Consider the following 23,811-nt stretch of genomic DNA (forward strand, 5'->3'; position numbering starts at 1 on the left):
CTTACAATTCAATGCTTTACTGTTTGTAACTATTTATAGATTTTTCGAGGTCCGTATTCTACTGAATCCAGCCAATGGCAAGGATCTGCATTGCGCTACTCGAAATGCTGCTTCCTTCATCGGCAGCAGTCGACGCAAAGCTGCCGGCCATGACGGACAGCAATCGACCCGGAGCTGCCGGCTGCGGCAGGCAGAAACCGGCCAGAAGCAGCCAATTCATTAACTGAATAATCTAATCTGCCCCCCTTTTCACGGCGTCCTGAATGTTGCTTGGGTGCTTCACGTGTCGCCAGGAACGCGCTGCGGTTCTATTCCGGCATACCACATGCTGCGGGCCGATTTCAGCCGAGCGCGACGCCAGACTGAGCAGACCAGGCCTGACCGTGCATAGCGACAGCCATTGCCAGCCGCCCGATAGTTATTCTGCGGCTCATCGTGATCTCCTTTTCGAGCGTTTCCTCTTGCGGCGTGCCTGTGTTGTGATAAGTTAGTAATTGATTACTTACTTCTGGAAGCGCAAGTGATGAGCGGACACCCTAAGCATCTACCAGCCGATGAGCGGCGTGTGGCCACCATCGAGGCAGTCGTCGACCTGGCTGCCGAACAGAATCCCAGCGACATCACAACCACTGCCATCGCGCAGCGCATGGGGCTAACCCAGGGCGCACTGTTTCGTCACTTCCCGAATAAGGACGCCATCCTGCAGGCGGTGATGTCCTGGGTCACGGAACGCCTGCTGGCTCGGGTGGACAAGGCCGCAGAAGGCGCTACGTCACCGCTCGCAGCCCTTGAGGCGATCTTCAAGACGCACATTGACTTCGTGGCCGAACACCCGGGTGTGCCGAGGATGCTCTTCGGGGAATTGCAGCGACCGGGAGAGTCCCTACCCAAGAAAATGGTACAGACATTGACCCGCCAATATGGCGAGCGGTTGCGTCGACTGCTCGAAGCCGGCAAGGCGCGAGGCGAGCTGCATTCAGAACTGGATGTGGACGCGGCCGTCGTCTTATTCATCGGCACAATTCAAGGGCTGGTGATGCAGTCGTTGCTGGCGGGCGATGTGGCGCGCATCCGCCGTGACGCGCCTGGGGTGTTCGCCATCTACCGCCGTGGTGTCCGCCACTCGGAGGCCGGGCAATGAAGATCAACGGCCTTTCCAACAAAGCCAAACGTACCCTCGTCGTTGCCGCCATCGTCGCGATTGCAAGTGGTTCCGGCTTCTTCTGGATGCAGCGCGCAGGTACTGATGACAGTCAGCTGCGCTTGTACGGCAACGTTGACATCCGCGAGGTGCAACTGGCCTTCCGCCAGCCTGGGCGCGTGACTGAAATGGCTTTCGATGAGGGCGATGCCATACGCGCCGGCGAACGCATGGCGGCGCTTGATGCGCAACCCTATCGGGAAGCCCTTGCGGCGGCGCAAGCCCAGGTGCAGGTTGCACAGGCGGAACTGGCCAAGCTGCGCCGTGGTCTGCGGCCGCAGGAAATCACCCAGGCGCGCGGGGCTCTCAGGCAGGCACAGGCGCTCGCCACCGAGACCGAGCGTAATTTCCAGCGCCAGAATGGCCTACTGGCATCGGGCGCCAGCAGCCAGCGTACGGTCGACGCCGCCCGCACGGCACGAGACCAGGCAGCCGCTGGCGTCGAAGCAGCCAAGGCGGCCCTGTCGCAAGCAGCCGAAGGCTTCCGCAAGGAAGACATCGCCGCGGCGGAGGCTCGCCTCGCGGCCGCGCAGGCTGCCGCAGCGCAAGCCACGACAGCCCTGGCGGACACCGAGTTGATGGCGCCCAGTAGCGGAACCGTCATCGCACGAGTGCGTGAGCCCGGCAGCATGGTTGGAAGCCAGAGCGCGGTCTACAGCCTGAGCCTGGACAAGCCGGTTTACGTGCGCGCCTACGTGGGCGAGTCGGACTTGGGGCGCATCGCCCCCGGAACTGTGGTGCGCGTCAAAAGCGATTCATCTGAGAAGCTCTATCGCGGCCAGATTGGCTTCATCTCGCCACGCGCCGAATTCACACCCAAGACGGTCGAGACGACGGATTTGCGCACGGATCTGGTGTACCGCCTGCGCATCGTCATCGACGAAGCCGATAGCGACGGGGCCTTGCGCCAGGGTATGCCGGTGACGATCGAGGTCGATGCGAAAGCCGGCACCAATATCCCGGGGGAGCGTTGAAATGCAGACAAGCCCTGCCATCACCGCCATGCCTGCTGGTGCGGGCGAAGACGCTGCCGTCGTCATCGAAAACGTGGACAAGCATTTCGGCGACGTAAAGGCCCTGCGGGGCTTGAGCGCGCGCATCTACTATGGGCGGCTGACGGGTCTGGTCGGCCCCGACGGGGCCGGCAAGACGACGCTGATGCGGATTCTGACCGGCCTCCTGGTGCCTAACGCCGGCCGCGTCACCCTGGCCGGCTTTGACGTGGTCAAGGACAACGATGCCATTCACGTCGCCAGCGGCTACATGCCGCAGCGCTTTGGTCTGTATGAAGACTTGTCGGTGATGGAGAACATGCGCCTGTATGCGCAGTTGCGCGGCATGGATGCAGACCGCAATGCCGACCTGTTTGCCGAACTGCTCGATTTCACGCGGCTCGGGCCCTTCACCAAGCGCCTCGCCGGCAAGCTCTCCGGCGGTATGAAGCAGAAGCTGGGCCTTGCCTGTGCGCTCATGGCGCGGCCCAAGGTGCTGCTGCTGGACGAGCCCGGCGTGGGTGTCGACCCGGTCAGCCGCCAGGACTTGTGGCGCATGGTGCAGGCGCTGACCGATGAAGGTATGGCCGTGGTCTGGTCCACCGCCTATCTCGACGAGGCCGAGCGTTGCGAGAGCGTGCTGTTGCTGAACCAGGGACAGCTCCTGTTCGATGGTCCGCCGCAAGCACTGACCGCGCAGCTCGAAGGCCGCAGCTTCCGGCTAGAAGACGTTGGTGCCGAGCGCCGAGCGGTCCTGACCCAGGCACTCGATCTGCCCAGTGTCAGCGATGGCGTCATTCAAGGCGCCGGCGTGCGCTTGGTGCTGCGCGACGGTGCACAATCCCGGGAGATCCAGTCGCTGGCGAATCAGGCACAAGTGCGGCTGGCACAGGTGCCTGCGCGCTTCGAAGACGCCTTCATCGATCTGCTCGGTGGCGGCCCCGGCGGCACTTCGACGCTGGCCGAGCGTCTGCCGCCGGTTGAGCTGGGTTCCGACATTGCCGTGTCGTGCCGCAATCTCACCAAGCGCTTCGGCGAATTCACCGCTACCGACAACGTCAGCTTCGAGGTGCAAAAGGGCGAAATCTTCGGTCTGCTCGGTCCCAACGGCGCCGGCAAGTCCACCACCTTCAAGATGCTGTGCGGCCTGCTGAAACCCACTGCTGGCGAAGCGCATGTGGTGGGTCACGATCTGCGCCGCGCCACCGGCGCAGCCAAGAGCCAGCTCGGCTACATGGCACAGAAATTTTCGCTTTATGGACTGCTGTCGGTGCAGCAGAACCTGGAGTTCTCGGCCGGGGTGTACCAGCTGGACGGGAGCACGCGGCGCGAGCGCATCGCCGAGATGATCGAAACCTTCGATCTGGGTGACTGGCTGTCCGCCACGCCCGATTCCCTGCCGCTGGGGCACAAGCAGCGCCTGGCATTGGCCTGCTCGCTCATGCACAGGCCCCCGGTGCTGTTTCTGGACGAACCCACTTCAGGGGTAGATCCCATCACCCGGCGCGAATTCTGGACCCACATCAACGGCCTGGCCCGCAAGGGCGTGACCATCATGGTCACCACCCACTTCATGGACGAGGCCGAATACTGCGACCGCGTGGCGCTGCTCTCACAGGCACAGTTGATAGCGCTGGATACGCCCGACGCGCTCAAACGTTTGGCGATCAGCCCCGAACGGCCCGACCCGACCATGGAGGACGCCTTCATTCACTTGGTGGAGTCGGCAGACCGCGAGATGGAGGCCGCCACATGAACGGCGCCACAAAGCACAAAGGCGGGAGTGGACCACAGCAGACCGACTTGCGCCGTTTTGATCTGCGGCGCCTGATGGCCCTGGTCACCAAGGAAAGCTACCAGGCGCTGCGCGACCCCTCGACGCTGCTGATCGCGTTCGTGCTGCCGGTGGTATTGCTGCTGCTGTTCGCCTATGCGGTGTCGTTGGATGCGAAGGATGTCCGTGTTGGCGTGGTCCTGGAGTCGCCCGGCGCATCGGCACAGTCGCTGGCCGCAGCGTTTTCGGGCACCCGCTTCCTGAACACGCACTTCGTTCATGACCGGCGCGAAGTGGCCGATAAGCTGGTCTCCGGCGACCTGCGCGGCTACGTGGTGATTCCGCAGGATTTCGAGCAGCGTCTGGCCCAGCGTGGCTGCGAGCCGCTGGTACAGATCATCACCGATGGCTCTTACCCCAATACGGCCAATTATGTCGAAAATTACGCCCGCGGCGTGGTGCAGTCCTGGCGTGCCGGGCTGGACGTTGCAGCACCGGCGCAGTCCATCGTGCTGGAGCCGCGCTACTGGTTCAACCCCGAGCTTGAGAGCCGCCGCGCGTTGATCCCCGGCGCCATCGCTATCGTCATGACCATCATCGGCACCATGCTCACCGCGCTGGTGGTGGCGCGCGAGTGGGAGCGCGGCACCATGGAGGCAGTGCTGTCCACGCCCGCCTCGGTGGCCGAAATCCTGATCGGCAAGCTGCTGCCGTACTTCGTGCTCGGCATGCTATCTACGCTGGGCGCGGCGGCTCTGGCCGTGTTCGTATTCGGCGTCCCGATGCGCGGCTCCTTGCCGGCCCTGCTGCTCCTGTCGGCGGTGTTCATGGTGCCGGCTCTGGGTCAGGGTCTGCTGATCTCGACGCTGGCGCGCAACCAGTTCCTCGCGGCGCAGATCGCGCTGTTCACGGGCTTCCTGCCGGCCTTCATGTTGTCGGGCTTCCTGTACGAAATCGACGCCATGCCCGCACCGATCCGGGCCATCACCCTGCTGGTTCCGGCCCGCTACTTCGTCGACTCGCTGAAGACCGTGTTCCTGGTCGGTGACATCTGGGCGGTATTCCTGCCAAACCTGGCGGCAATGGCGGCAATCGGGGCGCTGTTCTTCATGATCGCCAAGCGCGCCACGCGCAAGAACCTGGAGTGAAACGATGTTGACTTCCGCATTCTCGTTCACCCGCCTGCGCGCCCAGTTCATCAAGGAAGTGTTCAGCGTCCTGCGCGACCCGCGCAGCCGCATGGTCGTGTTCGTGCCGCCCATCCTGCAGTTGCTGATCTTCGCCTTTGCCGCGACGCTGGAAGTGCGCAACGTCGATATCGCCGTCTACAACCAGGATGCGGGGCGCTGGTCGCACGAACTGGTGCAGCGTCTGGACAGCGCAAAATTCATCGCCCGCGTGCGGCACGTGGATAGTCAACGGCACCTGCACGAGCTGATCGACCGGGGCGAGGTGATCGCCGCGCTCGCCATCCCGGTGGATTTCTCGCGCTCGATTGCTGCCGGCGATAGCGGCCGCGCGCAGGTGCTGGTCGACGGTCGGCGCAGCAACTCGGGCCAGATCACCGTGGCCTATCTTTCCACCATCGCCGCCGAGGTCGGCGCCGAGGTCGTGCCCGACGCCCAAGCACCAACGCCCGTGGTCGTGCGTCACTGGTTCAACCCGAACCTGGTCTACCGCTGGTTCATCGTGCCCGGGCTCGCCGGCATCCTGGCCCTGTTCAGCGCGCTCTTGATCACCTCGCTGTCGATTGCACGCGAACGTGAACTCGGCACCTTCGACCAATTGCTGGTGTCGCCCACTTCGACGCCGGAAATCATCATTTCCAAATCACTGCCGGCACTCGCAATTGGCACCGTGCTGGGCCTGTTCATGATCAGCGCAGGCGTATTCCTGTTCGGCATCCCGTTTACTGGCTCGTTTGCACTTCTGCTCGCCAGCCTGGTGCTGTTCATCCTGTCGGTGGTCGGCATCGGCCTGATGATTTCCGCGGTCAGCATGACCCAGCAGCAGGCCATCCTGGGTGCGTTCGCCATCGGCGTGCCGGCGGTGCTGATGTCCGGCTTTGCGACGCCTGTGGAAAACATGCCTGTCGTCCTGCAATGGCTGGCCCAGGCCATTCCGCTAACCCACTTCCTCATCATCGTCGAAGGCAGCTTTCTCAAGGCCATGCCGCCCGGTGACATTCTCGCCAGCCTGTGGCCGCTGGCGGTCATCGCCCTTGCCACGCTGACGATGGCCACCGTATTCGTCCGAGGACGCCTGCAATGAAATCCAAGACCCGCACTCCCTTTCTTCGCGCAACCGTCACCGGCCTGACCCCTGGGCGCGTGCGCCCGCTCGCGCTGGCCCTGTCCTGCGTGCTGCTGACTGCCTGTGCGACCGTGGGCCCCGACTATCGCGAGCCGCCGCCGGTCGACGTCGGCAGCGGCTGGACCTTGCCGTTGGCAAGCGAATCCCAGTCCGCAGACTTGAGCCACTGGTGGTCTGCACTGGACGATCCGATCCTCGACCGCCTGATGGCCACGGCGCTGGCACAGAACCTGGATCTGCGCCAGGCTGCGGCACGCATCGATGAGGCACGCGCCCTGCGCGATCGCGTGGCCGGCGAGGCATTGCCCACCGTCGGCGCTGGCGCGAGCGTCAACCGGCGCCGTCAAAGCGAGAACGGCCCCTTGCCCATCGGCTCCATTCCCGGTCTTGACGCCACGCAGACCATCTACGATGCGGGCTTCGACGCGGCCTGGGAAGCCGATTTGTTCGGGGCCAAGCGGCGCGCTATGGAAGGCGCCAGCGCCCGCCTGGAGGCGACCGAAGCCGAGGCACAGGGCGTACGCATGCGCATCGTGGCCGAGGTCGCGCGCACCTGGTTCACCGCCGCCGGCGCCCGCTACGAGTTGCACACACAACAGGCCACGCTGGATACGCTGCAGCAGACCTTGGAATTGGTGCGCCTGCGGCATGCCCTGGGCGACGCGTCGGCCGCCGACGTGGAGGCGGCGTACGCCCAATGGACAGCAGTCAACGCGCTTATCCCGGATATCCAGGCGCGCCAGCGCGCCGCGGTGCTCAGCCTGGGCGTGCTGTTGGGCACACCGCCGGAGCGGGAGCTGGCACTGCTTGATGGCCCCTTGACGCCGAGCACGCTGCGGGCGCTGCCGGTGGGCGAGCGCGCAGATATGCTGCGCCGACGCCCTGACGTGCTGGCTGCGGAACGTCGCCTGGCAGCGAGTTCTGCCGACATCGGCGTGGCCACAGCCGAGTTGTTCCCCAAACTCTCCATCGGTGTCGGCGGCGGGTTCCAGGCGCTCAGTACGGGCAATTGGTTCGATGCATCCAGCTCGCGTTTTTCCATCCTGCCGCTGATTTCCTGGCGCCTGTTCGACGGTGGCCGCGTGCGAGCCGAAATTCGGGCACGCGAGGCGGCCGAGCGGCAGGCTGCGCTGGCCTACGAGCAGGCGGTGCTGGCGGCGCTGGGCGATGCCGAGCGCGCGCTGGGCGACTATCACGGCGGGCTGGACACACTGGAGCGCCGCGGCATGGCACTGGATGCCGCGCGCGTGAGCTACGGCCACGCCAAGGCCCGCTACGCCGCGGGCGACATCGCCCTGGTCGAACTGCTGGCAGCCCAGCGCAGCCTGCACGAGGCCGAAACCGCAGCCGCGCGGGCGCATACCAACGCCGCCGTGCAATTGGTGGCGCTGTACAAGGCCCTTGGGGGTGGCTGGGGCGAGTCCATGGCTGTGCAGCAGCAAGTCAGCTGGCTCGCCACGGTGCTCGAGGATGGCTAAGCGCTGCGTTGGCTGGATTGTTTAGCGAATGGGCGATGAACATCTCAAGGATTTCGCGCCTCTCCACCATGCGCGAGTTGTCAACGTAGCGCCTTGCGTACGAAGACATCGAGCTTCCCAAGCCTGAATGCTTCTTGCACGAACATAGCAACCGTTCGTCAGACCCAAAGTCTTCATCAACAACATCAACGGAGAAACTCGTGAGTCAGCCCTTAAAACTAGGATCGTTCTTCGCCGTCTCGCTTTCCGTGATTTTGGCAACCTCCGCCACGTCACTTGGTGCGCAGTCCGTAGAGACGGCAAAGCCAATGGAGCTTCGGACCATAATGAAAAGACTTGACCATGATATGCAAGCCGTCACGGGCGCGATCTCCAAAGAAGATTGGTCATTGGTTGCCGAGTTGGCACCAAGAATTGCCAAGCATGCCGAGCCACCTATTTCGGAAAAGATGCGCATCCTCGCCTGGCTTGGAACAGAAGCCGGAAAGTTTCGAGGCTTTGATGGAAGGGTGCATGATGCCGCGACTGCCATGGGTGAAGCTGCTAAGCGGAGTGACGGCCAAGCAGTCATCGTGGCCTTCGCCAAAACACAGCAAAGCTGCCTAGCCTGCCACCAAAGTTTCCGTCCCTCGTTCGTTAAACATTTCTATGGGGAGCAGTAGCATGGGCGCACCTGTGCGGTCTGTAATAGCTTCGAGCCGGCGACGTGAGCCGCTATCCTCTGGCCGATCCCGGCCGGCGGACAGCGCATAATTGACGGTGCCATTTGAGCATTATCAGTAGCGGGTTTAGAGAATGACTGCTATCGGGATTACGTCAGAATATGCACGCGGCCAGATCAACCACCTTGGAGTCGCTCTGCTTTGCCTTTAGAACTCGGTTCTCGGCTATCAAAACCTCGTTGATGGAGGCTAGGCTGGCGACCTTGGCGCGCAGCTCCTCGATCTCCTGGCGAAGCGCGCGATTCTTCTCACGCTCCGCGCGGAGATCCTGGTGCTTCACATCGCGTTGGGCGCGACTGGAGCGCCCCTGAGCATCGCGGATCGCCTCGGCGATTATGGGGTAGTGGTTGTGGATCAGCGCCGTCGAAACGCCCGCCTCGCGCGCCACAGCGGCGATAGTGACCTTGGTTTCCCCAGTATGTGCCCGACCACGCTGGATGCGGGCGAGCGCGAGTTGCAAATCCCGCTCGCGGGCGTCCGAGGGCTTGCGTTTGGTCGTCATACTACATTCGTCTCCGGGGTGTATCCAAGCTGCCCGAGCACGTCACGGCAGCGCTCCAGGTCGCGCAAGACTCGCTGGCGGCCACCGTCACCAATGTCGTTGCAATCCAGCAACCCCTTCAGGTTGTCGTAAAGACGCTGGTATATGCCAATGTGGCTGCGCCCAATCACGGCATTTTGACAGTCGCCGCAGCGAGTCCGCTCTAATGTGTTGCCGACGCAACCGTCGTTGCTGGCGGTACACCAGGCGTGGCCATTGCTGCGGATCGCGGTGCTCTCGGCAATTGAGGTCACCATCGATGCATGGCTCTTGAAGATGGCGAGGTTTGCCGGATCGCGCCGCCAGCGTTTGATCGAGCGACCGTAGCCGCCGGCCAACGGTTCGTCCCCCATCCAGGTGTCAACGACTCCGAACTTGATGTCTTCGAGTTCTGCCTGGATGTCGTTGTACAACTCGATGTCGAGGTGCTGGCCCCAGTCCTGGTCCATGGCGTAGCCCAGCGTCATGTCCATGGACCAGTGCGCGTAGTGCTCGCGCAGGTAGCGCAGGTCGCCGAACTGGCTGTGCGCCGCGTAGTTGGCGAATTTGCGGCGGAACTGATGGCTGGCGAGGTTCCAGTCCAGCCCACCGCCCTGCGCGAACGCCTTGAGGGCATTGTTCCATGCGATGCCCGACAGGGTGCGAACCTGATTGCCCTTTGCAGGGCTCACCCCGAGAAAGAGCGCATGGTGATGCTTATGCGCCTTGGCGATTTCTGGGTCGCGCGGGTTGACCCTTCGCCGCTCGGCGATCTCGGCGGCGATCATAGCCTGATACGGCTCGGCCCAGCGCTCCATCAGGCGCAACACGCGCACGGCGACCTCGGGGATCATCCAGTCGTGGACCCCGGTGTCGGTCTTATCCGACCTGGAACGCATCCAGTGATAGATCGTTCCCTCGTCGTCCTCGGTGCGGTGGTGCGCGCCCGACTGGACGTTGGCCAGTTCGTGGTTGCGGCAACCGGAGGTGCTGGCCAGCACGATGTAGCAGGCGGTTCGTAGATCAAGGATCGCCTGATTAAATGCCCCCAGGCCGCCTTCCCAGCCAAAAGCGGCGAGGTGGCGGTTTTTAGCCTCTATGACTGTTCTGGTAACCTGCCTTCTCCGTTCTGCTGCGACGGCATCGAGGGCATCGCGTAGATCGAGCAGGGCCTTGCCGTGCTGAACCTGCTCATAGGCTCTCTCGAACAGGGTGCAGAACACCTCATCCGGCATCAGCGGCGTTTTGCCGCCCTGCTTGCGAGCTGTGCCGCTGCCGGCCATCGCATTCGCCGAGGTATCAGGCCAGGGATGCTGAGGGACTGGGTCGTGGGTGTACTGGCTCAACTCATGAAGCGCCTCGACCGCCATGAAGCGACGCTCAAGGGCGCTCTGAGACAGCGGTTTACCCTGGCTTCGGCGCGTCTGCCGGTACGCCCGACACTCGGCAACGTAGTTCGCGCAGACCATGGGGGTCACCGCGCCGAAATGACCGAGCTTGAGCGCGTTTAGATGCCGTAGGAAGGGCAGCGCATTCTCAAAAAAATTGCGCAAAGTGCTCGCTCTGGGCCGCTTATGCCCCGCGCGGCCGCGCCGCAGGTAGCGGTACAGCAGGGCCTTCATCACCTCCTTAAACGCACAGGGCACGCGGCTGAAGTCCTGGTGCCGCAAGTTGTCTGGCACGTTGCTGGTAAAGCCGTCCAGTTGCCAAATGTCGTCGCCATAGCGGCTGAGGATGACCCAGTGCCCATCGACCTGGATGGCGCTCACGATGAGTGCGTCGCGGTCGCTCTCGGGTAGCTCGCGTACTTCCCCCGGCTGTGACTCGATGTTCGCCCAAGGCAGCGTGACCACGTTGTTGTCGCTCATGCAAAGATCTCCAGCTTCTCCACCACATCGGACGACCAGAACGGGTGCGGCTCGCGGCGCGCACGCTCGCGGGCGGCTTCGACGGCCGCCGGCTTGAAAGTCCCGCGCCGCAGCCCCTCGGCCACGATGTAGTCGTCAATCAATCGAGGAATGTGCGCGTATTCCTGCGCCCAACGCCGCTTGTCCATGCGCGTGCGCTCCGCGAATACACGGAAGTAGAAGCTGAATAGGCGGTGCAGATCTTCCCCCGTCACCGCGTAATGCTTGCAGCGCAGACAGTTGAGGAACGAGAAACACGCTGCCCCTTCACGTTTCGGTGCGTACTGGCCGTTTACCGGGTCGCCACAGCGCCCCATTGGGGTCGTCTGGTAGGTCGCGCCGATGCTGCGGGTCAGTAACTCTTGAACCAGTATCTCGCCCATGAACTGCCAGTTGCGCCTCGCGTCACCGCTAGGTGCCAGATAATTTCTCCCGGCCACCTGCGGCGTGTTGCCAAGCGCGAATGCCGTGGTCGCCAGGTCGCCCGCTAGCAACTCGAAAATTCGGTTGGCGAACGTTTTGCGTAGGCGAGAGACGTTGATGCGCAGCGGCTGGCCGTCGATATCGGTGAGCCCGTGGTCGGCCACGAGTTTCTTGATCGCCAGCTTCAACGTCCCGTCAGTCAGTGCATTGACCCTGCCGAGGCCTGGGCCGCGGTGCACGCGATACAGCCACACACGCTCCTTGAGGTCGTCCGGGGCCTCCGCGCGCAGCGGTTCGCTGTGGGCAAGGACGCGCCGGATCAGGCGCTCGACATTGGTCTTGACGGTTGGCGTGGACTCCAACAGGTGTGCAGCAGCGCTCTCGGCGCGCAGCGCCACCTTGTGGCTGGTGTGCCCGCGGCGCTTCCAAAGGACCAGGAATACGCTGTTATCCTTGGGGTGGGCGCGCAGGCAATCGCGCTCCATCTCCAGCAGCGGCGTGGAATTGCGCCCGGTGTGCAGCGCTACGGTCAGCAGGGCATAAGCCAACAACTCGCCGGTTACCGGGGCGTCGTCGTGCCAGATCGGCATGACCGCCTGCCTGAGCGCGGTGGTGAACGCCTGCCGCTGACGCTTCGGCAGCGGCGTTTCGCCCTTATGCTTGCCTCTGTTTGGGAACGGGTTTCGTGGGAAAGTCGCATCGTCCCCCGTGGTGACCAACGAAATCAGCCCACGCCGGCCCAACGCGTGAAGGACGGACTTCGTGCTGGTGTAGTGGCTCCTCTGACTAGGGGTGGTGATGCCCAGTCCGGCGAGGTGGCCAAGAAACCCGTCAATTACGGCGCGATCAATGTCGTCCAGGGTCAGCCCGCGCCTGAGCGCGGTTGCGCGCAGCACTATGTAGTTGAGGAAGTGACGTAAACCACCTTTACAGATGCTCGCTACGGAACTGGCCTCGAGCCCGCCGTCCTGCCGGGCCAGGAAGCGCTCAATCTGCCGCTGGCAAGCGTAGGTGATCGAATCGATGCCCGTGCCGTACCAGGGTGCGAAGTCGAAGCCCCGGGAGCGCGTGGCATTGCGCCCGAAGGCGACCGTAGTCGTGGCCGGCGGAATCGCCTCGGGGAGAACGACGACACGACCCGCCGAGTCGCGGTTGTGCTCGACCTGCGGGACGCTGAGGTCGGTCCTGTTGAATACCTTACGTTTGCCCATCAGACCGATCCCAACCCTTCGTTCAACTCATCGTCGTAGGCCAGAACCGCGTCGTCGGCCAGTTCGTTGACCAGGTGCAGGTACACCATCGTTGTCTGAATGGAGCTATGACCGAGCTGCCGCTGCACGAACACCAGCGGATCCACGCTGCCGCGGTTGCGCTGGAGCGTGACCAGGGTATGGGTGGCGTAGGTGTGGCGCAGCATGTGGGTATGGACCCTGATACCGGCCCGCTTGCCGATTTCCCGGACGATGCGCGCGATGCGCTTGCCATCATCGGCGAAGGGCTCACCAAACTGGTTCAGGAACAGCGGCTCGTGATTGGTACGGGTGCGGCTCAATGAGGCCCGCTCACCGCGAACCTGCACTACGTAGCGATGCAAATCGGCAAGGAAGCGGCGACTGATGTAGATGTCGCGCGGCTTGCTGCCCTTGGTGCGCATACCATGGCCATCGTGTGGATCGAGGTGAATCCGGATGTTGCGCTCGTGCCTACCGGCTTTATCCGGATCGAAGATGTAGGCAAGCGGGAAAGAGGCGATTTCCTCCCGGCGCAGTCCAGTCTGAAGCCCGAGCCGAATCATCATTCGGTGATGCGGATTTTCCTGCGTCGCCAGCAGCGCCTTGATCTCATCCATGCTCAGAAACTTCGGCAGCGCCCGATGCTTGCGCGGCATGATGTCGTTCACCATAGCCTTGCCGCCGCTGGCATCGACGTGGGCAAGGAAGCCGGGAGCGCGTTTGACCGTCCGTTCCTCATAGCCAAACGGCAGTCTGCTCACCCATCCCTGCTGCTGTGCATACTCGTAGAACTTGCACACATAGTGCAGCCGTTGACGGGTTGTTGATGGGGCCAACTTGCACTCCACCAGGCAGTAGTCCCGGTAGGCCGCTACGACACTCTTGGCCTCGCCACGGTCCACGTCGCGCCAGTCAAGGTCATGCGCCTGGAGGAAACTGAAAAAGTCGTACAGCGCACGCCCCGTGCTTGGCCATGACTTCCGTGACCCAATAGCTCCACGCAACAGGTAGTGGCGAAAGAATTCATTGGCGGGGACGCAACTGTCGAGCGTGTCCCAAAGCAGGATCGGAAAGCCTGGATAAGGACGACCGGCAATCACCAAATCCTCAGTAGCCCACACAAGCTCCATCAACCTACCCCCAACCGCTGACCTATCCCTATTGCTGCTAAAGCTATTTTTTAAATCATTGTTTATAAAGCTACTTAACTCCTAACCTTTAGCAAGCCCCGGAACAATAGTTTTTACGCCAGTTGCGAACGTGTTTTTCGTCCCGACTTGGCCAGTACGCCGATTGTAGTTTTGAGCAATAACGACTCCTGCGTCATTGCACGCAGCTACGACGCCAAACCCTACGTCAAAATGGGCGCACCGTATTTCCAGATTAAAGACACGTTGAGGCGTTATGGCATTGTGCCATTTTCTTCAAATTATTCGCTGTACGGTCAGCTATCAGAGCGCGTAATGACTCTAATAGAATCAATGGTTTGCGACAGTGAAACGTACTCCATAGACGAGAAATTCTGCACGCTGACCGGTATGCCGGGCAATCTCACCGAGTTTGGGCGGGAAATCCGCGCCAAAGTGCTCAAACACACGGGTATTCCGGTTGGTGTGGGCATAGCCCACACCAAGACTTTAGCCAAACTGGCAAACTACACGGCAAAACGTTTTCAGGCACAGACAGGCGGTGTAGTGAACCTGTGCGATGCCTTCAAGCGCGATTGGGTGCTGCGCAACACGGCCGTCGAGGAAGTCTGGGGGATTGGGCGGCGCATGACAGCGCACATGCATGCCCTGGGCATACATTCCGCTATGGACTTAGCAAAGGCGGATCCTGTGCTACTGGGCAGAAAATTCAGTGTAGTCCTGGAGAAAACGGTGCGCGAACTTGCCGGCACCTCTTGCCTCGCCCTGGAAGACGCGGCCCCTGCCAAGCAAGAGATTTGTTGCAGCAGAATGTTTGGCAAACGACTCGATAATGCGCCGCAGATCAAAGAAGCGGTGGCCACCTATGCACAGCGGGCGTCAGAGAAGTTGAGGGCTCAGCATTCGTTGTGCAAAAAGATCCGCGTGAGCATTCGCACGGGAATGTTTAATCCTGACGAGGCCAAATACGTCAATGGCGTATTGGTGGAGCTACCTTACCCAACCAATGACGTTCGACTGATTACCAGGGCCGCTACCGAAGCCGTGGATAGGCTTTATCGTCCAGGTTTTCGTTACAGCAAGGCCGAAGTGTTGTTGATGGATTTGCGTCAGCCGGGCGAATTTACCGATGACTTGTTTGCGCAGACTCAACCGGTCACGGCGGACAGAGTGATGACGGTGCTTGATCAAATCAATGCTCGCTGGGGACGTGGCACATTGAGGGCGGCGTGCGTGCCAGCGAACCCTGAATGGGCGATGCGTCGGGAGTTGATGAGTCAGAGTTACACCACGCGCCTCGATCAGTTGTGGAAGGTCAAGGCTAACTGATTTTCCGTAACACCACTGTAAATTCTATTGGTAAGTGAGAAAATACCGAAAAATTACAATGGTATGCGCAAATGACAAAGACGAAACTGAGCCAACCTGTTCGTGAAATCGGGATCAGGAGTCGCAGCGTGACGGGGATCGTGCCAATGTTTGGTCACTACGAGTCCACATTAGAGCGAGACATGATGGAGATCATTCGCTTCGACCCTAACGTCCAAAGCTTCCTGCCTCAGCCCCTGACCATTGAGTATAGAAACAACGACGGCCAGAAGCGCAGCTACACCCCTGACGGGCTCATTCACTACAAGGAAACGCCTGGGTATCTCGCCCCTACGCTGTTCGAGGTGAAATATCGAAAGGACTTTCGTGAGCAATGGAAAGTGTTCCTACCCAAGTTCAGGGCCGCGAAGGCGTACTGCATAGATCGAGGATGGTGCTTCGAGGTTTTCACTGAGCGAGAAATTAGAACGCCGTACTTGCAAAATATCAAATTTCTATGGCCTTTTCGGGATCGAGTCTCTTCTCTAGAATCGAGCAAACTTATCTTGATAGCGCTTAGTGGACTAAAAGTTGCTGATCCTAACGTATTACTCGGCACACTATGTCACGACGCCAACGACCGGGCTCAGATGATTCCAACCCTTTGGCACCTGATCTCCATTGGGGAAATTGGCTGCAATCTGAACGAGCCTCTGACCATGAGCTCCCGTATCTGGACGGAGAGGTGGGAATAGAATGAAAACTATTCGGCCGGGCCAACTTGTTTATTGGCGAAATACTGCGGCGATTGTCATTGAGCTGAAAGGGCTAACCGATGCAGTTATACGGACTGTTGATCATTCTAAACTCGAAATCGCTCATGTCGTTGATCTGGCGCTAAGCCCGAGTTCAAGTGAGCCTACACGGGCGTCACACTTGTTTAGCACGGATAAAAAATGGGACGAAGTCGTTGAGCGCTTTGAGATGATTCGTCCGTTACTGGAATCAGCAAGGCGTCAGTTGATAGATGTTCAGCTGGTTGCTAATGCAGCTGGCAAAAGCGTGCCGACTATATATAGATGGTTAAAACGTTTTGAAGATAGCAGTTTAGTTTCCTCATTACTAAGGCTATCTCGTTCTGATAAGGGTAAGCAGCGCCTCAGTGAAAATGTGGAGCAGATTGTAGATAGGCAGATCAATAGTTTCTTTTTGAAAAAAGAGCGACCTTCAGTTGTCAAATTGTACAATGAAATCAAGATCGACTGCCAAAACGAAGGGCTAACGCCTCCGCATATAAATACGATCTATGCGCGGATCGCTAGGATCGAACCGCGGGAAGAACTTAGCAAGCGGTACAGTGCGAAACATGCTCGGGAAAAGTATGCCCCCCACCGAGGTCGATTTCCTGGCGCAGACTACCCAAACGCTGTCGTCCAAATTGACCATACTCCGGTTGACGTAATCGTTGTTGACGAAGAACATCGATTGCCAATTGGACGCCCCTATTTGACTCTCGCAATTGATGTCGCTACCAAAATGGTAACGGGTTTCCGGATGACTCTGGATCCTCCAGGAGCGCTGTCCGCAGGTCTATGTATCGCCCATGCAGTGCAGCGTAAAGACAACTGGCTTGCTAAGCGTGACCTGTTGGCTGAGTGGCCAATTTACGGGAAAATGAACAAGATTCATTTGGACAATGCTAAAGAGTTCCGCGGAAATATGTTGAAACGCGCATGTGAACAGCACGGCATAATTCTTGAGCATCGACCCAAGGGCCAGCCCAATTATGGACCGCATGTGGAAAGGGCATTTCGAACCTTTATGGGGGAATGCCACAGTATTCAAGGCACGACCTTCTCCAATGTGCAGGCCAAAATGGAGTATGACTCTGAGGGTAAGGCCTGCATGACTCTCGAAGAGCTTGAGCTGTGGTTCACTGTGTTCGTGGTCTATTGCTACCACCACCGCAAACACAAAGGTATCAACGATATTCCTCCGATCAAGATGTATTACCAGTTTGTGCATGGTACTGCCACACAGCTTGGTATTGGCGTTATGGCGCCAATTAAAGACGAGGAGACATTTTGCCTAGATTTCACGCCCTACATGGAGCGGACTATTCAGCAAGGGGGCGCGCTCATCAACCATATTCATTATTACGCACCAGTACTACGGCGGTGGATCGGGGAGATAGACAAACGTACTAAAAGAGGGCGAAAATTCATTTTCGCATACGATCCACGCGACATCAGTGTTGTGTATTTTCTCGATCCAGAAACCAAGACATACAGCCCCATTCCTTACCTCAATAGCACTCGTCCGGCGATCAGTCTGTGGGAGTTACGTGCTGTGTTGGCTCGTATTAAGGACGATCCAGTCAATCATGTTGATGAGGAAATGATATTTAAAGGGATACGGATGATGCGGGAGATCGAAGCCGTGGCTATAGAGAAGACGCGCCTAGCTAAGCAGCGACGAGCGACAGAGAAACGAAAGATTCGTATGGCAGAGCGCCGTAAGGGGTGGTCCGGCGTTCATAAGACGAAGATTGCACCTGAGACAGCAGCTTCTGAAGCCGAACTCTTTACTTCAGATTTAATTGACGATGACATTCAACCTTTCAGCGATATTCAGCTGAGCTAGGAATTTATCATGACAGGCTATGCTCATCTTCACCCTGGGACCGTTGAGTGCATTGAGCTTGATGTAGAGGCACGTATCCGATGGTTGAAGAGAAAGCGCTGGATCGGCTATCCGCGAGCTATTGACGTTTTGGGGAAACTTGAAGACTTACTTGCCCATCCTCGCGAAACTCGGATGCCCAATATGCTACTTATTGGAGGGACAAACAACGGTAAGTCGAAATTGATTCAAAAATTTTCCGAATGCCATCCTGCCGAAGAGAACCCTGGAGGTGACCACATTATCGCTCCAGTACTTCAGATCCAGACTCCACCTTCGCCATCGGAAGCCGGTTTCTACTCGGAGATACTTCTGTCCTTATTCGAAAAGGTCCCGGCTTCGTCAACTGATACCAAGCGTGCGCGCGTGGTCCAAGTGCTGAGAGGTGTGCAACTAAAAATTCTGATTATTGATGAGTTGCATAACATGCTGGCTGGAACATCGGTCAAGCAGCACCAATACCTGAATATGCTGAAATACCTCGGGAACGAGCTGCAGATCTCGATTGTGGGGTGTGGGACCGGGGATTTACTGCGGGCTGTGAGCATCGACCCTCAGATACAGAATCGATTCATCCCTGAGTTATTGCCGAGATGGGAAATGAATAAAGAGTTTCGCCAACTGCTGATGTCATTCGAGCGGGTGCTACCGTTGCGAAAACCGTCGGCATTGCACGAGACTCAATTATCAGGAAAGGTGTTGGCAATGTGTGAGGGGACTATTGGTGAACTTTCCTCATTGCTGAATGCAGCGGCGGAGCACGCTATTAGGAACGGTTCTGAACAGATATCTGCCAAAACTTTGAACGACTGTAAATATGTATCACCAAGTGACCGAACACGCTTGGCGGCAAGGATCTAATAATGCTTCCAATGCATCCGCAACCAAAACAGGATGAAATACTGTCCTCGTGGTTGGTGCGGTTAGCGTTTGCAAATGGGTTCCCGCTACATACTTTTTATTCAAGTCTGCTTAGCTACAAAGCACCGATCTGGAGTCGTGATATAGATCGTCATCCTTCGATGGAGCTTTTGAAAGTACTAGAAAGTCATACGCACAAATCTATTATAGCTCTTCAGACATTAACCTTTAGTTCGTATGAGGGGGTTCTTTTTGAGCAATTGCCAATGAACGGAGATGCACCCTGGCTTCTCCCTGCGGGAGTGTTCCACCGCACTCGGCTTCGCGCCGGGATGCAGTTCTGCCCTCTTTGCATACAGAATGATCCTGTCCCCTATTATCGACGTTGTTGGCGGCTGGCACTGTATTCCATCTGTGGGCATCACAATTGTTTGATGCACCAATCTTGCCCGTTTTGCCATTCACCGGTGATATTTCATCGTCACGGTATAGGCCGAAGCAAGGAAACTCCTGATGATGCGCTCCGACTTTGTCATCATTGTGGGTTTTATTTAGGTGGGGCTGATCAGATATGTTTTGAATGGCCAGATGTGGAATCCAGAAATTTGCTCTGTATGATTCTCAATATGTTGGGGGCGGGGGGCGAATGGCGTGGCGCTGCGCCCTATGGAATTATTTTTTTTCAGGGACTACGTATTCTGGTTGGGGCCATTAGCGGTCGGAATGGTCTCCGATTGCGTGAAGTGCTTAGCAAGACTCTAAACGTAAGGATTGAGCCGGTGCCACATAAGGATTTTGAATATCAAGAAGCTACGGTTCGGCTAAAGCTGCTGCTTGCAGCGATGTGGATGCTGAAGGACTGGCCTGATCGGTTTTTGCGAGTTTGTAGCAGCGCGCATTTTACACGATCCCGCTTAACTGATTACTTTCCGACTATGCCGTTTTGGCTTGCTAGCGTGGTGGACGAACATCTGGACACACGGCCTTATCTACCGAGTGCGGGCGAAGTAGTGGAGGCAGGTAATTACTTAATGGCTCACAATCGGAATGTTACATGTACGTCCCTTGGAGAGCTGCTCAACTTAAGGAGAGACGTTTCTAGTAGTGCCTTGAAGACCTGGAAATTGCAGTTGGATTGAGTGACGTTATTTCGGCCTCGAAGGTTACGTTAGTGGTTATGACTGGTTTGAATCTGCTACCGCTGATGGAGATGACGGTGGAAATAAAGAACTAGTGTGCAGTCTCAGAATAAAGTAATTTCCAGCTTGTGAGTTTCTCCATAAAAACAGATGAATACGACGTGCTCGTATGGTATGCCCCTCAAGGGTGAAAGCACCTAATTGATCCTCTGAAATGGAGTGGTTCATGGCTCCTTAGGACCCTGGATCTAGGCTGAATGACTTTTTCAGAGGGGGCTTTCATTGGCCAAAGTCAGAAAACGGTCATCGGCGGTCGTTCAATCGTAAGCGTCCGCCCAAGTCGCCTTCCGAACCTGACCTGATGTGCCCCTGAGAGCAGGTTTACAGGCTTTCTGAGATGCCTGTCTGCAGGGCCCGTTTTCATCGGCAACGAGCGCAGCTTTCTGGATCAGAAACGGGCCGGTTCGGCGCCCTGACTTTTCTTCAGGCGCCCGCTCCGACTCAAGGTTGTCGTCTAGGCGGGCAAGCCTAAGAAGATAGTAGGCCTCGATGTCGGGAATCCCCGGTAAAAAAGAGAAAGTGCTCGTTGTTTGGGAACGATCTGGCTAGAAATATCCTACAGCGCTATGGCAGCATGGCACTAGGGCTAGGAGGAACGGAATGCCATCTGACATTGAGCTGTACTGCTATTGCTGCGAAGAGCCCAAGGTGGGGGACGAACACGTGCCTCCCCAAAGCTTTTTTGCGAAAGGTAATCGTGCGGGACTTATTAAAGTTCCCTCTTGCAAACTGCACAACCAAGATAAATCTGCCGATGATGAATATATTCGATCAGTTCTTCTTTCGTCTATTGAGTTAGACGGAAATGAGGCGATTGCTTCAAATTTTGAAGTGCATTCGCGTGCTTTAAAGCGTAGTGGCGAGAGACTTAAAAGCAAGCTGCTGAACGATGCTGATATTGAGATTTTTCTGAAGCTACAAGAAGAGTTCAAGGATGATCCTTGTGCTGGGGTGAAGATATTCTCGGAGCTAGAGAAGTCCGGAATCTGCACTGGGCTCTTAGGGCTTTTGTCTAACGACTATCGCGATGAAGTAGTCGTCGCCAGCGACGGAGTTGAGCATAAAACTATATCTTATAGTTTTGACAAGTTAAGATTCCTAGCTTACTTTAAGCTGATGGCCAAAGCTTTATTTTATCATGAGACCAAATGGCCTTGGCTCGGGGAAGTAGTGCTTATTCCTCATAATTTTGTAAGTCGGGACGCCACTGAAAATGAAATAGCGCTTCACCGTAACCATTTGAATCTCATAGATCGTGAGTCATCCCAAGGCGCGCACAAAGAAGTGTTTTACTACGGAATGTTCACGCACCTTAAAAATGAACGGACGATTGACTATTATTCTGTTAATTTCTGTCTCTACGACCATTTCAAGTTTACAGCTATAATGACGTCGGAGAATTTTATCTCTCACAAAGAGAGAATCTGAGTGATGAACAGCCGAGAAGCGTGGTTTCCTGACTGCACTCGTCGTGCATTGAATGATTGGACACCAGGTCTAAGCGCCTGAAGAACCATAGCTAATGCCAGGCCCGTTAAACTTGCCTTGGTTCAACCGGCTAGCCGCCAGCCATATTCCGAAGCCGTCATGCATCAGCATTTTCATGCGATTGGGCAGTAGATAAGTACAGTAAGGCTGCCCCGCACCGAATGCCGCATTCATCGCCTGCGCGCATGTCCATCTATTCGGTGGAGAGCCAGAAGGAATGTAAGCGCTCCATAAACCCCACCTTCAAATGACCCAAGTACGACCTGATGCTGTGCTCCCGATTTTCTTTCTGGAGCCAGCCCATGATGCGCCCCGATCCCAAGGTTAAAGCCGTTTATCTTTATCCCAAGCCAGTGGATTTCCGTAAATCCATCAATGGCTTGGCCGCTCTGGTCGAGCTGGATATCAAGGTGGCGGTGTTCGACCCAGTATTATTTGTGTTCCTCAATCGCACGCGTAGCCAAGTGAAAATTCTCTACTGGCATCGCAACGGTTTCTGTCTGTGGCTCAAGCGTCTAGAGGCCGAACGCTTCAAAACTAAGCCGGATGCGGGCGATGAAGCCATTGAGTTGACGGTGCGTGAATTGAACCAACTTTTGGATGGAATCGATCTCTGGGGTAACCAGCCGCACAAGCTGCTGACGCCGCGCTTCGTCACCTGATTCGGTATAATCCACGGCATGATTTCCATGCCCGAAACCCTCCCCGACGATCCTTTTTTGCTCAAGCAGTTGCTGCTGTCGGCGAGCGTGCGGATGTCGGAAAAGGATGGACAAATTGAGCGTCTGCGCGAACAAAACGCCCTGCTGCTCCAGCGTCTGTTCGGCCGTAAGTCCGAGCAGAGTGCCGATCCTGACTCACCGCAGCTAGAGTTCTTCAACGAGGCTGAAAACCTCACCGACACTGCGCCTGAAGCCGTTGCCGATGACGTCGAGGAAGAGGTTGTCGCTCCGGTTAAGCGTCGTGGCAAGCGTAAGCCGTTGCCCGCTGAACTGCCGCGTGTCGAAGTCGTCCACGAGCTGCCCGAGCACGAACTGACCTGTGAGTGTGGTTGCCGCAAACAGGTCATCGGTGAAGAAACCAGCGAGCAGCTGGAAATCATCCCGATGCAAGTCCGGGTGATCAAACACATCCGCAAAACCTACGCCTGCAAGACCTGCGAAACCGCGCCGATCACTGCCGATAAGCCGGCGCAGTTGATCGAGAAAAGCCTAGCCAGCCCCAGCGTGCTGGCCATGCTGCTAACAACAAAATACGCCGACGGCATCCCGCTGTACCGCTTTGAGAGGATGCTCAGCCGGCACGGTATCGACATCCCGCGCCAGACCTTGGCGCGCTGGGTGATCCAGTGTGGCGCGCTGCTACAACCGCTGCTCAACTTGATACGCGACCAGTTGCTGGACTACCCGGTACTGCACTGCGATGAGACCCGTGTGCAGGTGCTCAAAGAGCCGGGGCGTGAGCCGAGCAGCCAATCGTGGATGTGGGTGCAAACCGGCGGCCCGCCAGACAGGCCAGTAATCCTGTTCGACTATACCACCAGCCGTGCGCAGGACGTGCCGCTGCGCCTGCTCGCGGGCTACCGCGGTTACTTGATGACCGACGACTACGCCGGCTACAACGCCGTGGCCGCGCAAGCCGGGGTTGAGCGCTTAGCCTGCCTGGCGCATGCGCGACGTAAATTTATTGAGGCGCAGAAGGTGCAGCCCAAGGGCAAAACCGGACGGGCCGACGTGGCGCTAAACCTGATCAACAAACTGTACGGCATCGAGCGCGACCTAAAAGACGCCATCCCCGAACAACGTTATCAGGGTCGCCAGCAACATAGCCTGCCGATCCTCGCTCAACTGAAAAACTGGCTGGAGAAAACTCAGCCGCAAGTTACCGCACAGAATGCCTTGGGCAAAGCCGTAAACTACCTGGCCAACAACTGGAGCCGGCTGGAGCGCTACGCCGAAGGCGGCCACCTGCCGATCGACAACAACGCCGCCGAGCGAGCCATCCGGCCCTTCGTCATCGGCCGAAAGAACTGGCTGTTCAGCGACACACCCAAGGGCGCCACTGCCAGCGCGCAAATCTACAGCCTGATCGAAACCGCCAAGGCCAACCACCAAGAGCCTTACGCCTACCTGCGTCACATCCTCGAACGCCTGCCTCAGGCCAATTGCATCGAAGGCTACGAAGCGCTGCTGCCGTGGAACTGCAAACCCACAACGCCACTTTAAAACGCAAAACCCCACCAGCGGGAGGTGGGGTTTATGGAGCGCTTACGAAGGAATCGATGCGAATCATCGCAGAAGATTTCGAAGAAAGGTCGCGCAGGCAGCAGCATCGTCAGTGGGTCAGTTCACTTTGGCGTCGCCGCGCGGATGCTGTATTTCAACGAGTATGTTCGATGATGGTGGGTGCGATTTTGCTCCGGGCAGCTGCATGGGTAACGGAATGAATGAAGGTTGCAGATCCGTGTTTTTCTGCGCTTGCAGGCGAATCGATTTGTGGACGAGGTTTGTATTGCGGTTATGGCTGAGCGCGATGCTGACAATCGAAGCGCCGGGCTGAGCAG

Annotated in this window: 18 protein-coding genes and 1 pseudogene; 15 read left to right on the forward strand and 4 right to left on the reverse strand. The window is 57.9% G+C overall.

Annotation, left to right across the window (positions count from 1 at the left end):
* Nucleotides 1-523 precede the first annotated feature (523 nt).
* The 7 genes from NA637_RS11025 to NA637_RS11055 all read left to right on the forward strand — a co-directional run bounded on the left by NA637_RS11025 (nt 524) and on the right by NA637_RS11055 (nt 8,420).
* On the forward strand, nt 524-1,141 hold the full coding sequence (locus tag NA637_RS11025) for a TetR/AcrR family transcriptional regulator (RefSeq protein WP_102617806.1): 618 nt from the start codon (nt 524-526) through the stop codon (nt 1,139-1,141).
* Nucleotides 1,138-2,175: a secretion protein HlyD gene (gene hlyD / locus NA637_RS11030; protein WP_102617805.1), complete on the forward strand. Its 1,038-nt coding sequence runs from the start codon at nt 1,138-1,140 to the stop codon at nt 2,173-2,175. The genes NA637_RS11025 and hlyD overlap by 4 nt, the downstream gene beginning before the upstream one ends.
* 1 nt (nt 2,176) lies before the next feature.
* Entirely contained in the window at nt 2,177-3,949 is a 1,773-nt protein-coding gene (locus NA637_RS11035) for an ATP-binding cassette domain-containing protein (protein WP_102617804.1), read from the forward strand.
* Nucleotides 3,946-5,115, forward strand: a complete 1,170-nt coding sequence (locus tag NA637_RS11040; protein ID WP_102617803.1) for an ABC transporter permease — start codon at nt 3,946-3,948, stop codon at nt 5,113-5,115. Before NA637_RS11035 ends, NA637_RS11040 begins: the two co-directional genes overlap by 4 nt.
* 4 nt (nt 5,116-5,119) lie before the next feature.
* Entirely contained in the window at nt 5,120-6,238 is a 1,119-nt protein-coding gene (locus tag NA637_RS11045) for an ABC transporter permease (RefSeq protein ID WP_102617802.1), read from the forward strand.
* Nucleotides 6,235-7,758 carry an efflux transporter outer membrane subunit gene (locus NA637_RS11050; RefSeq protein ID WP_256072299.1) on the forward strand — a complete coding sequence of 508 codons (1,524 nt, stop codon included), beginning with the start codon at nt 6,235-6,237 and terminating at the stop codon, nt 7,756-7,758. The genes NA637_RS11045 and NA637_RS11050 overlap by 4 nt, the downstream gene beginning before the upstream one ends.
* 200 nt (nt 7,759-7,958) lie before the next feature.
* Complete coding sequence (locus NA637_RS11055) at nt 7,959-8,420, forward strand: cytochrome c (RefSeq protein WP_102617801.1); 462 nt, start codon at nt 7,959-7,961, stop codon at nt 8,418-8,420.
* 154 nt (nt 8,421-8,574) lie between these two features.
* Here the strand turns inward: NA637_RS11055 and NA637_RS11060 are convergent, their stop codons facing one another.
* The 4 genes from NA637_RS11060 to NA637_RS11075 are packed head-to-tail and all read right to left on the reverse strand — an operon-like array spanning nt 8,575 to nt 13,692.
* Nucleotides 8,575-8,982: a TetR family transcriptional regulator gene (locus NA637_RS11060; protein WP_102617800.1), complete on the reverse strand. Its 408-nt coding sequence runs from the start codon at nt 8,980-8,982 to the stop codon at nt 8,575-8,577.
* Nucleotides 8,979-10,868 (reverse strand): integrase, encoded by a 1,890-nt coding sequence (locus NA637_RS11065; protein ID WP_102617799.1) that lies wholly within the window; start codon nt 10,866-10,868, stop codon nt 8,979-8,981. Before NA637_RS11065 ends, NA637_RS11060 begins: the two co-directional genes overlap by 4 nt.
* Complete coding sequence (locus tag NA637_RS11070; RefSeq protein WP_102617798.1) at nt 10,865-12,541, reverse strand: hypothetical protein; 1,677 nt, start codon at nt 12,539-12,541, stop codon at nt 10,865-10,867. The genes NA637_RS11065 and NA637_RS11070 overlap by 4 nt, the downstream gene beginning before the upstream one ends.
* Entirely contained in the window at nt 12,541-13,692 is a 1,152-nt protein-coding gene (locus tag NA637_RS11075) for a tyrosine-type recombinase/integrase (protein ID WP_256072300.1), read from the reverse strand. The genes NA637_RS11070 and NA637_RS11075 overlap by 1 nt, the downstream gene beginning before the upstream one ends.
* A 105-nt stretch (nt 13,693-13,797) precedes the next feature.
* Here NA637_RS11075 and umuC point away from each other — a divergent pair.
* The 8 genes and pseudogenes from umuC to tnpC all read left to right on the forward strand — a co-directional run.
* A pseudogene (gene umuC, locus NA637_RS11080) lies at nt 13,798-15,039 on the forward strand (translesion error-prone DNA polymerase V subunit UmuC); the annotation flags it as partial.
* Nucleotides 15,040-15,110: 71 nt separating this feature from the next.
* On the forward strand, nt 15,111-15,773 hold the full coding sequence (locus NA637_RS11085) for a heteromeric transposase endonuclease subunit TnsA (RefSeq protein WP_060763907.1): 663 nt from the start codon (nt 15,111-15,113) through the stop codon (nt 15,771-15,773).
* 1 nt (nt 15,774) lies between these two features.
* Nucleotides 15,775-17,661: a Mu transposase C-terminal domain-containing protein gene (locus NA637_RS11090; RefSeq protein WP_200646150.1), complete on the forward strand. Its 1,887-nt coding sequence runs from the start codon at nt 15,775-15,777 to the stop codon at nt 17,659-17,661.
* A 9-nt stretch (nt 17,662-17,670) separates the two neighbouring features.
* Nucleotides 17,671-18,561, forward strand: a complete 891-nt coding sequence (locus NA637_RS11095; protein ID WP_060765301.1) for a TniB family NTP-binding protein — start codon at nt 17,671-17,673, stop codon at nt 18,559-18,561.
* Nucleotides 18,562-18,563: 2 nt separating this feature from the next.
* On the forward strand, nt 18,564-19,700 hold the full coding sequence (locus NA637_RS11100; protein WP_200646149.1) for a TniQ family protein: 1,137 nt from the start codon (nt 18,564-18,566) through the stop codon (nt 19,698-19,700).
* A 660-nt stretch (nt 19,701-20,360) separates the two neighbouring features.
* Nucleotides 20,361-21,188 carry a hypothetical protein gene (locus NA637_RS11105; protein WP_200646148.1) on the forward strand — a complete coding sequence of 276 codons (828 nt, stop codon included), beginning with the start codon at nt 20,361-20,363 and terminating at the stop codon, nt 21,186-21,188.
* Between the two features lie 362 nt (nt 21,189-21,550).
* A complete protein-coding gene (tnpB, locus tag NA637_RS11110; protein WP_076965370.1) occupies nt 21,551-21,910 on the forward strand; it encodes an IS66 family insertion sequence element accessory protein TnpB in 360 nt (119 codons plus the stop codon).
* Nucleotides 21,911-21,928: 18 nt separating this feature from the next.
* Complete coding sequence (gene tnpC / locus NA637_RS11115; protein ID WP_076965371.1) at nt 21,929-23,473, forward strand: IS66 family transposase; 1,545 nt, start codon at nt 21,929-21,931, stop codon at nt 23,471-23,473.
* The last annotated feature ends 338 nt before the right edge of the window (nt 23,474-23,811 follow it).

This window comes from Stutzerimonas stutzeri (assembly GCF_024448935.1).
GTDB classification, from domain to species: Bacteria; Pseudomonadota; Gammaproteobacteria; order Pseudomonadales; family Pseudomonadaceae; genus Stutzerimonas; species Stutzerimonas stutzeri_AO.

What these genes read in the sequence shown, in the direction of transcription:
- NA637_RS11025 (WP_102617806.1), top strand. Translation starts at nt 524, where the DNA reads ATGAGCGGACACCCTAAGCATCTACCAGCCGATGAGCGGCGTGTGGCC.
- hlyD (WP_102617805.1), top strand. Translation starts at nt 1,138, where the DNA reads ATGAAGATCAACGGCCTTTCCAACAAAGCCAAACGTACCCTCGTCGTT.
- NA637_RS11035 (WP_102617804.1), top strand. Translation starts at nt 2,177, where the DNA reads ATGCAGACAAGCCCTGCCATCACCGCCATGCCTGCTGGTGCGGGCGAA.
- NA637_RS11040 (WP_102617803.1), top strand. Translation starts at nt 3,946, where the DNA reads ATGAACGGCGCCACAAAGCACAAAGGCGGGAGTGGACCACAGCAGACC.
- NA637_RS11045 (WP_102617802.1), top strand. Translation starts at nt 5,120, where the DNA reads ATGTTGACTTCCGCATTCTCGTTCACCCGCCTGCGCGCCCAGTTCATC.
- NA637_RS11050 (WP_256072299.1), top strand. Translation starts at nt 6,235, where the DNA reads ATGAAATCCAAGACCCGCACTCCCTTTCTTCGCGCAACCGTCACCGGC.
- NA637_RS11060 (WP_102617800.1), bottom strand. Translation starts at nt 8,982, where the DNA reads ATGACGACCAAACGCAAGCCCTCGGACGCCCGCGAGCGGGATTTGCAA.
- NA637_RS11065 (WP_102617799.1), bottom strand. Translation starts at nt 10,868, where the DNA reads ATGAGCGACAACAACGTGGTCACGCTGCCTTGGGCGAACATCGAGTCA.
- NA637_RS11070 (WP_102617798.1), bottom strand. Translation starts at nt 12,541, where the DNA reads ATGGGCAAACGTAAGGTATTCAACAGGACCGACCTCAGCGTCCCGCAG.
- NA637_RS11075 (WP_256072300.1), bottom strand. Translation starts at nt 13,692, where the DNA reads ATGGAGCTTGTGTGGGCTACTGAGGATTTGGTGATTGCCGGTCGTCCT.
- NA637_RS11085 (WP_060763907.1), top strand. Translation starts at nt 15,111, where the DNA reads ATGACAAAGACGAAACTGAGCCAACCTGTTCGTGAAATCGGGATCAGG.
- NA637_RS11090 (WP_200646150.1), top strand. Translation starts at nt 15,775, where the DNA reads ATGAAAACTATTCGGCCGGGCCAACTTGTTTATTGGCGAAATACTGCG.
- NA637_RS11095 (WP_060765301.1), top strand. Translation starts at nt 17,671, where the DNA reads ATGACAGGCTATGCTCATCTTCACCCTGGGACCGTTGAGTGCATTGAG.
- NA637_RS11100 (WP_200646149.1), top strand. Translation starts at nt 18,564, where the DNA reads ATGCTTCCAATGCATCCGCAACCAAAACAGGATGAAATACTGTCCTCG.
- NA637_RS11105 (WP_200646148.1), top strand. Translation starts at nt 20,361, where the DNA reads ATGCCATCTGACATTGAGCTGTACTGCTATTGCTGCGAAGAGCCCAAG.
- tnpB (WP_076965370.1), top strand. Translation starts at nt 21,551, where the DNA reads ATGATGCGCCCCGATCCCAAGGTTAAAGCCGTTTATCTTTATCCCAAG.
- tnpC (WP_076965371.1), top strand. Translation starts at nt 21,929, where the DNA reads ATGATTTCCATGCCCGAAACCCTCCCCGACGATCCTTTTTTGCTCAAG.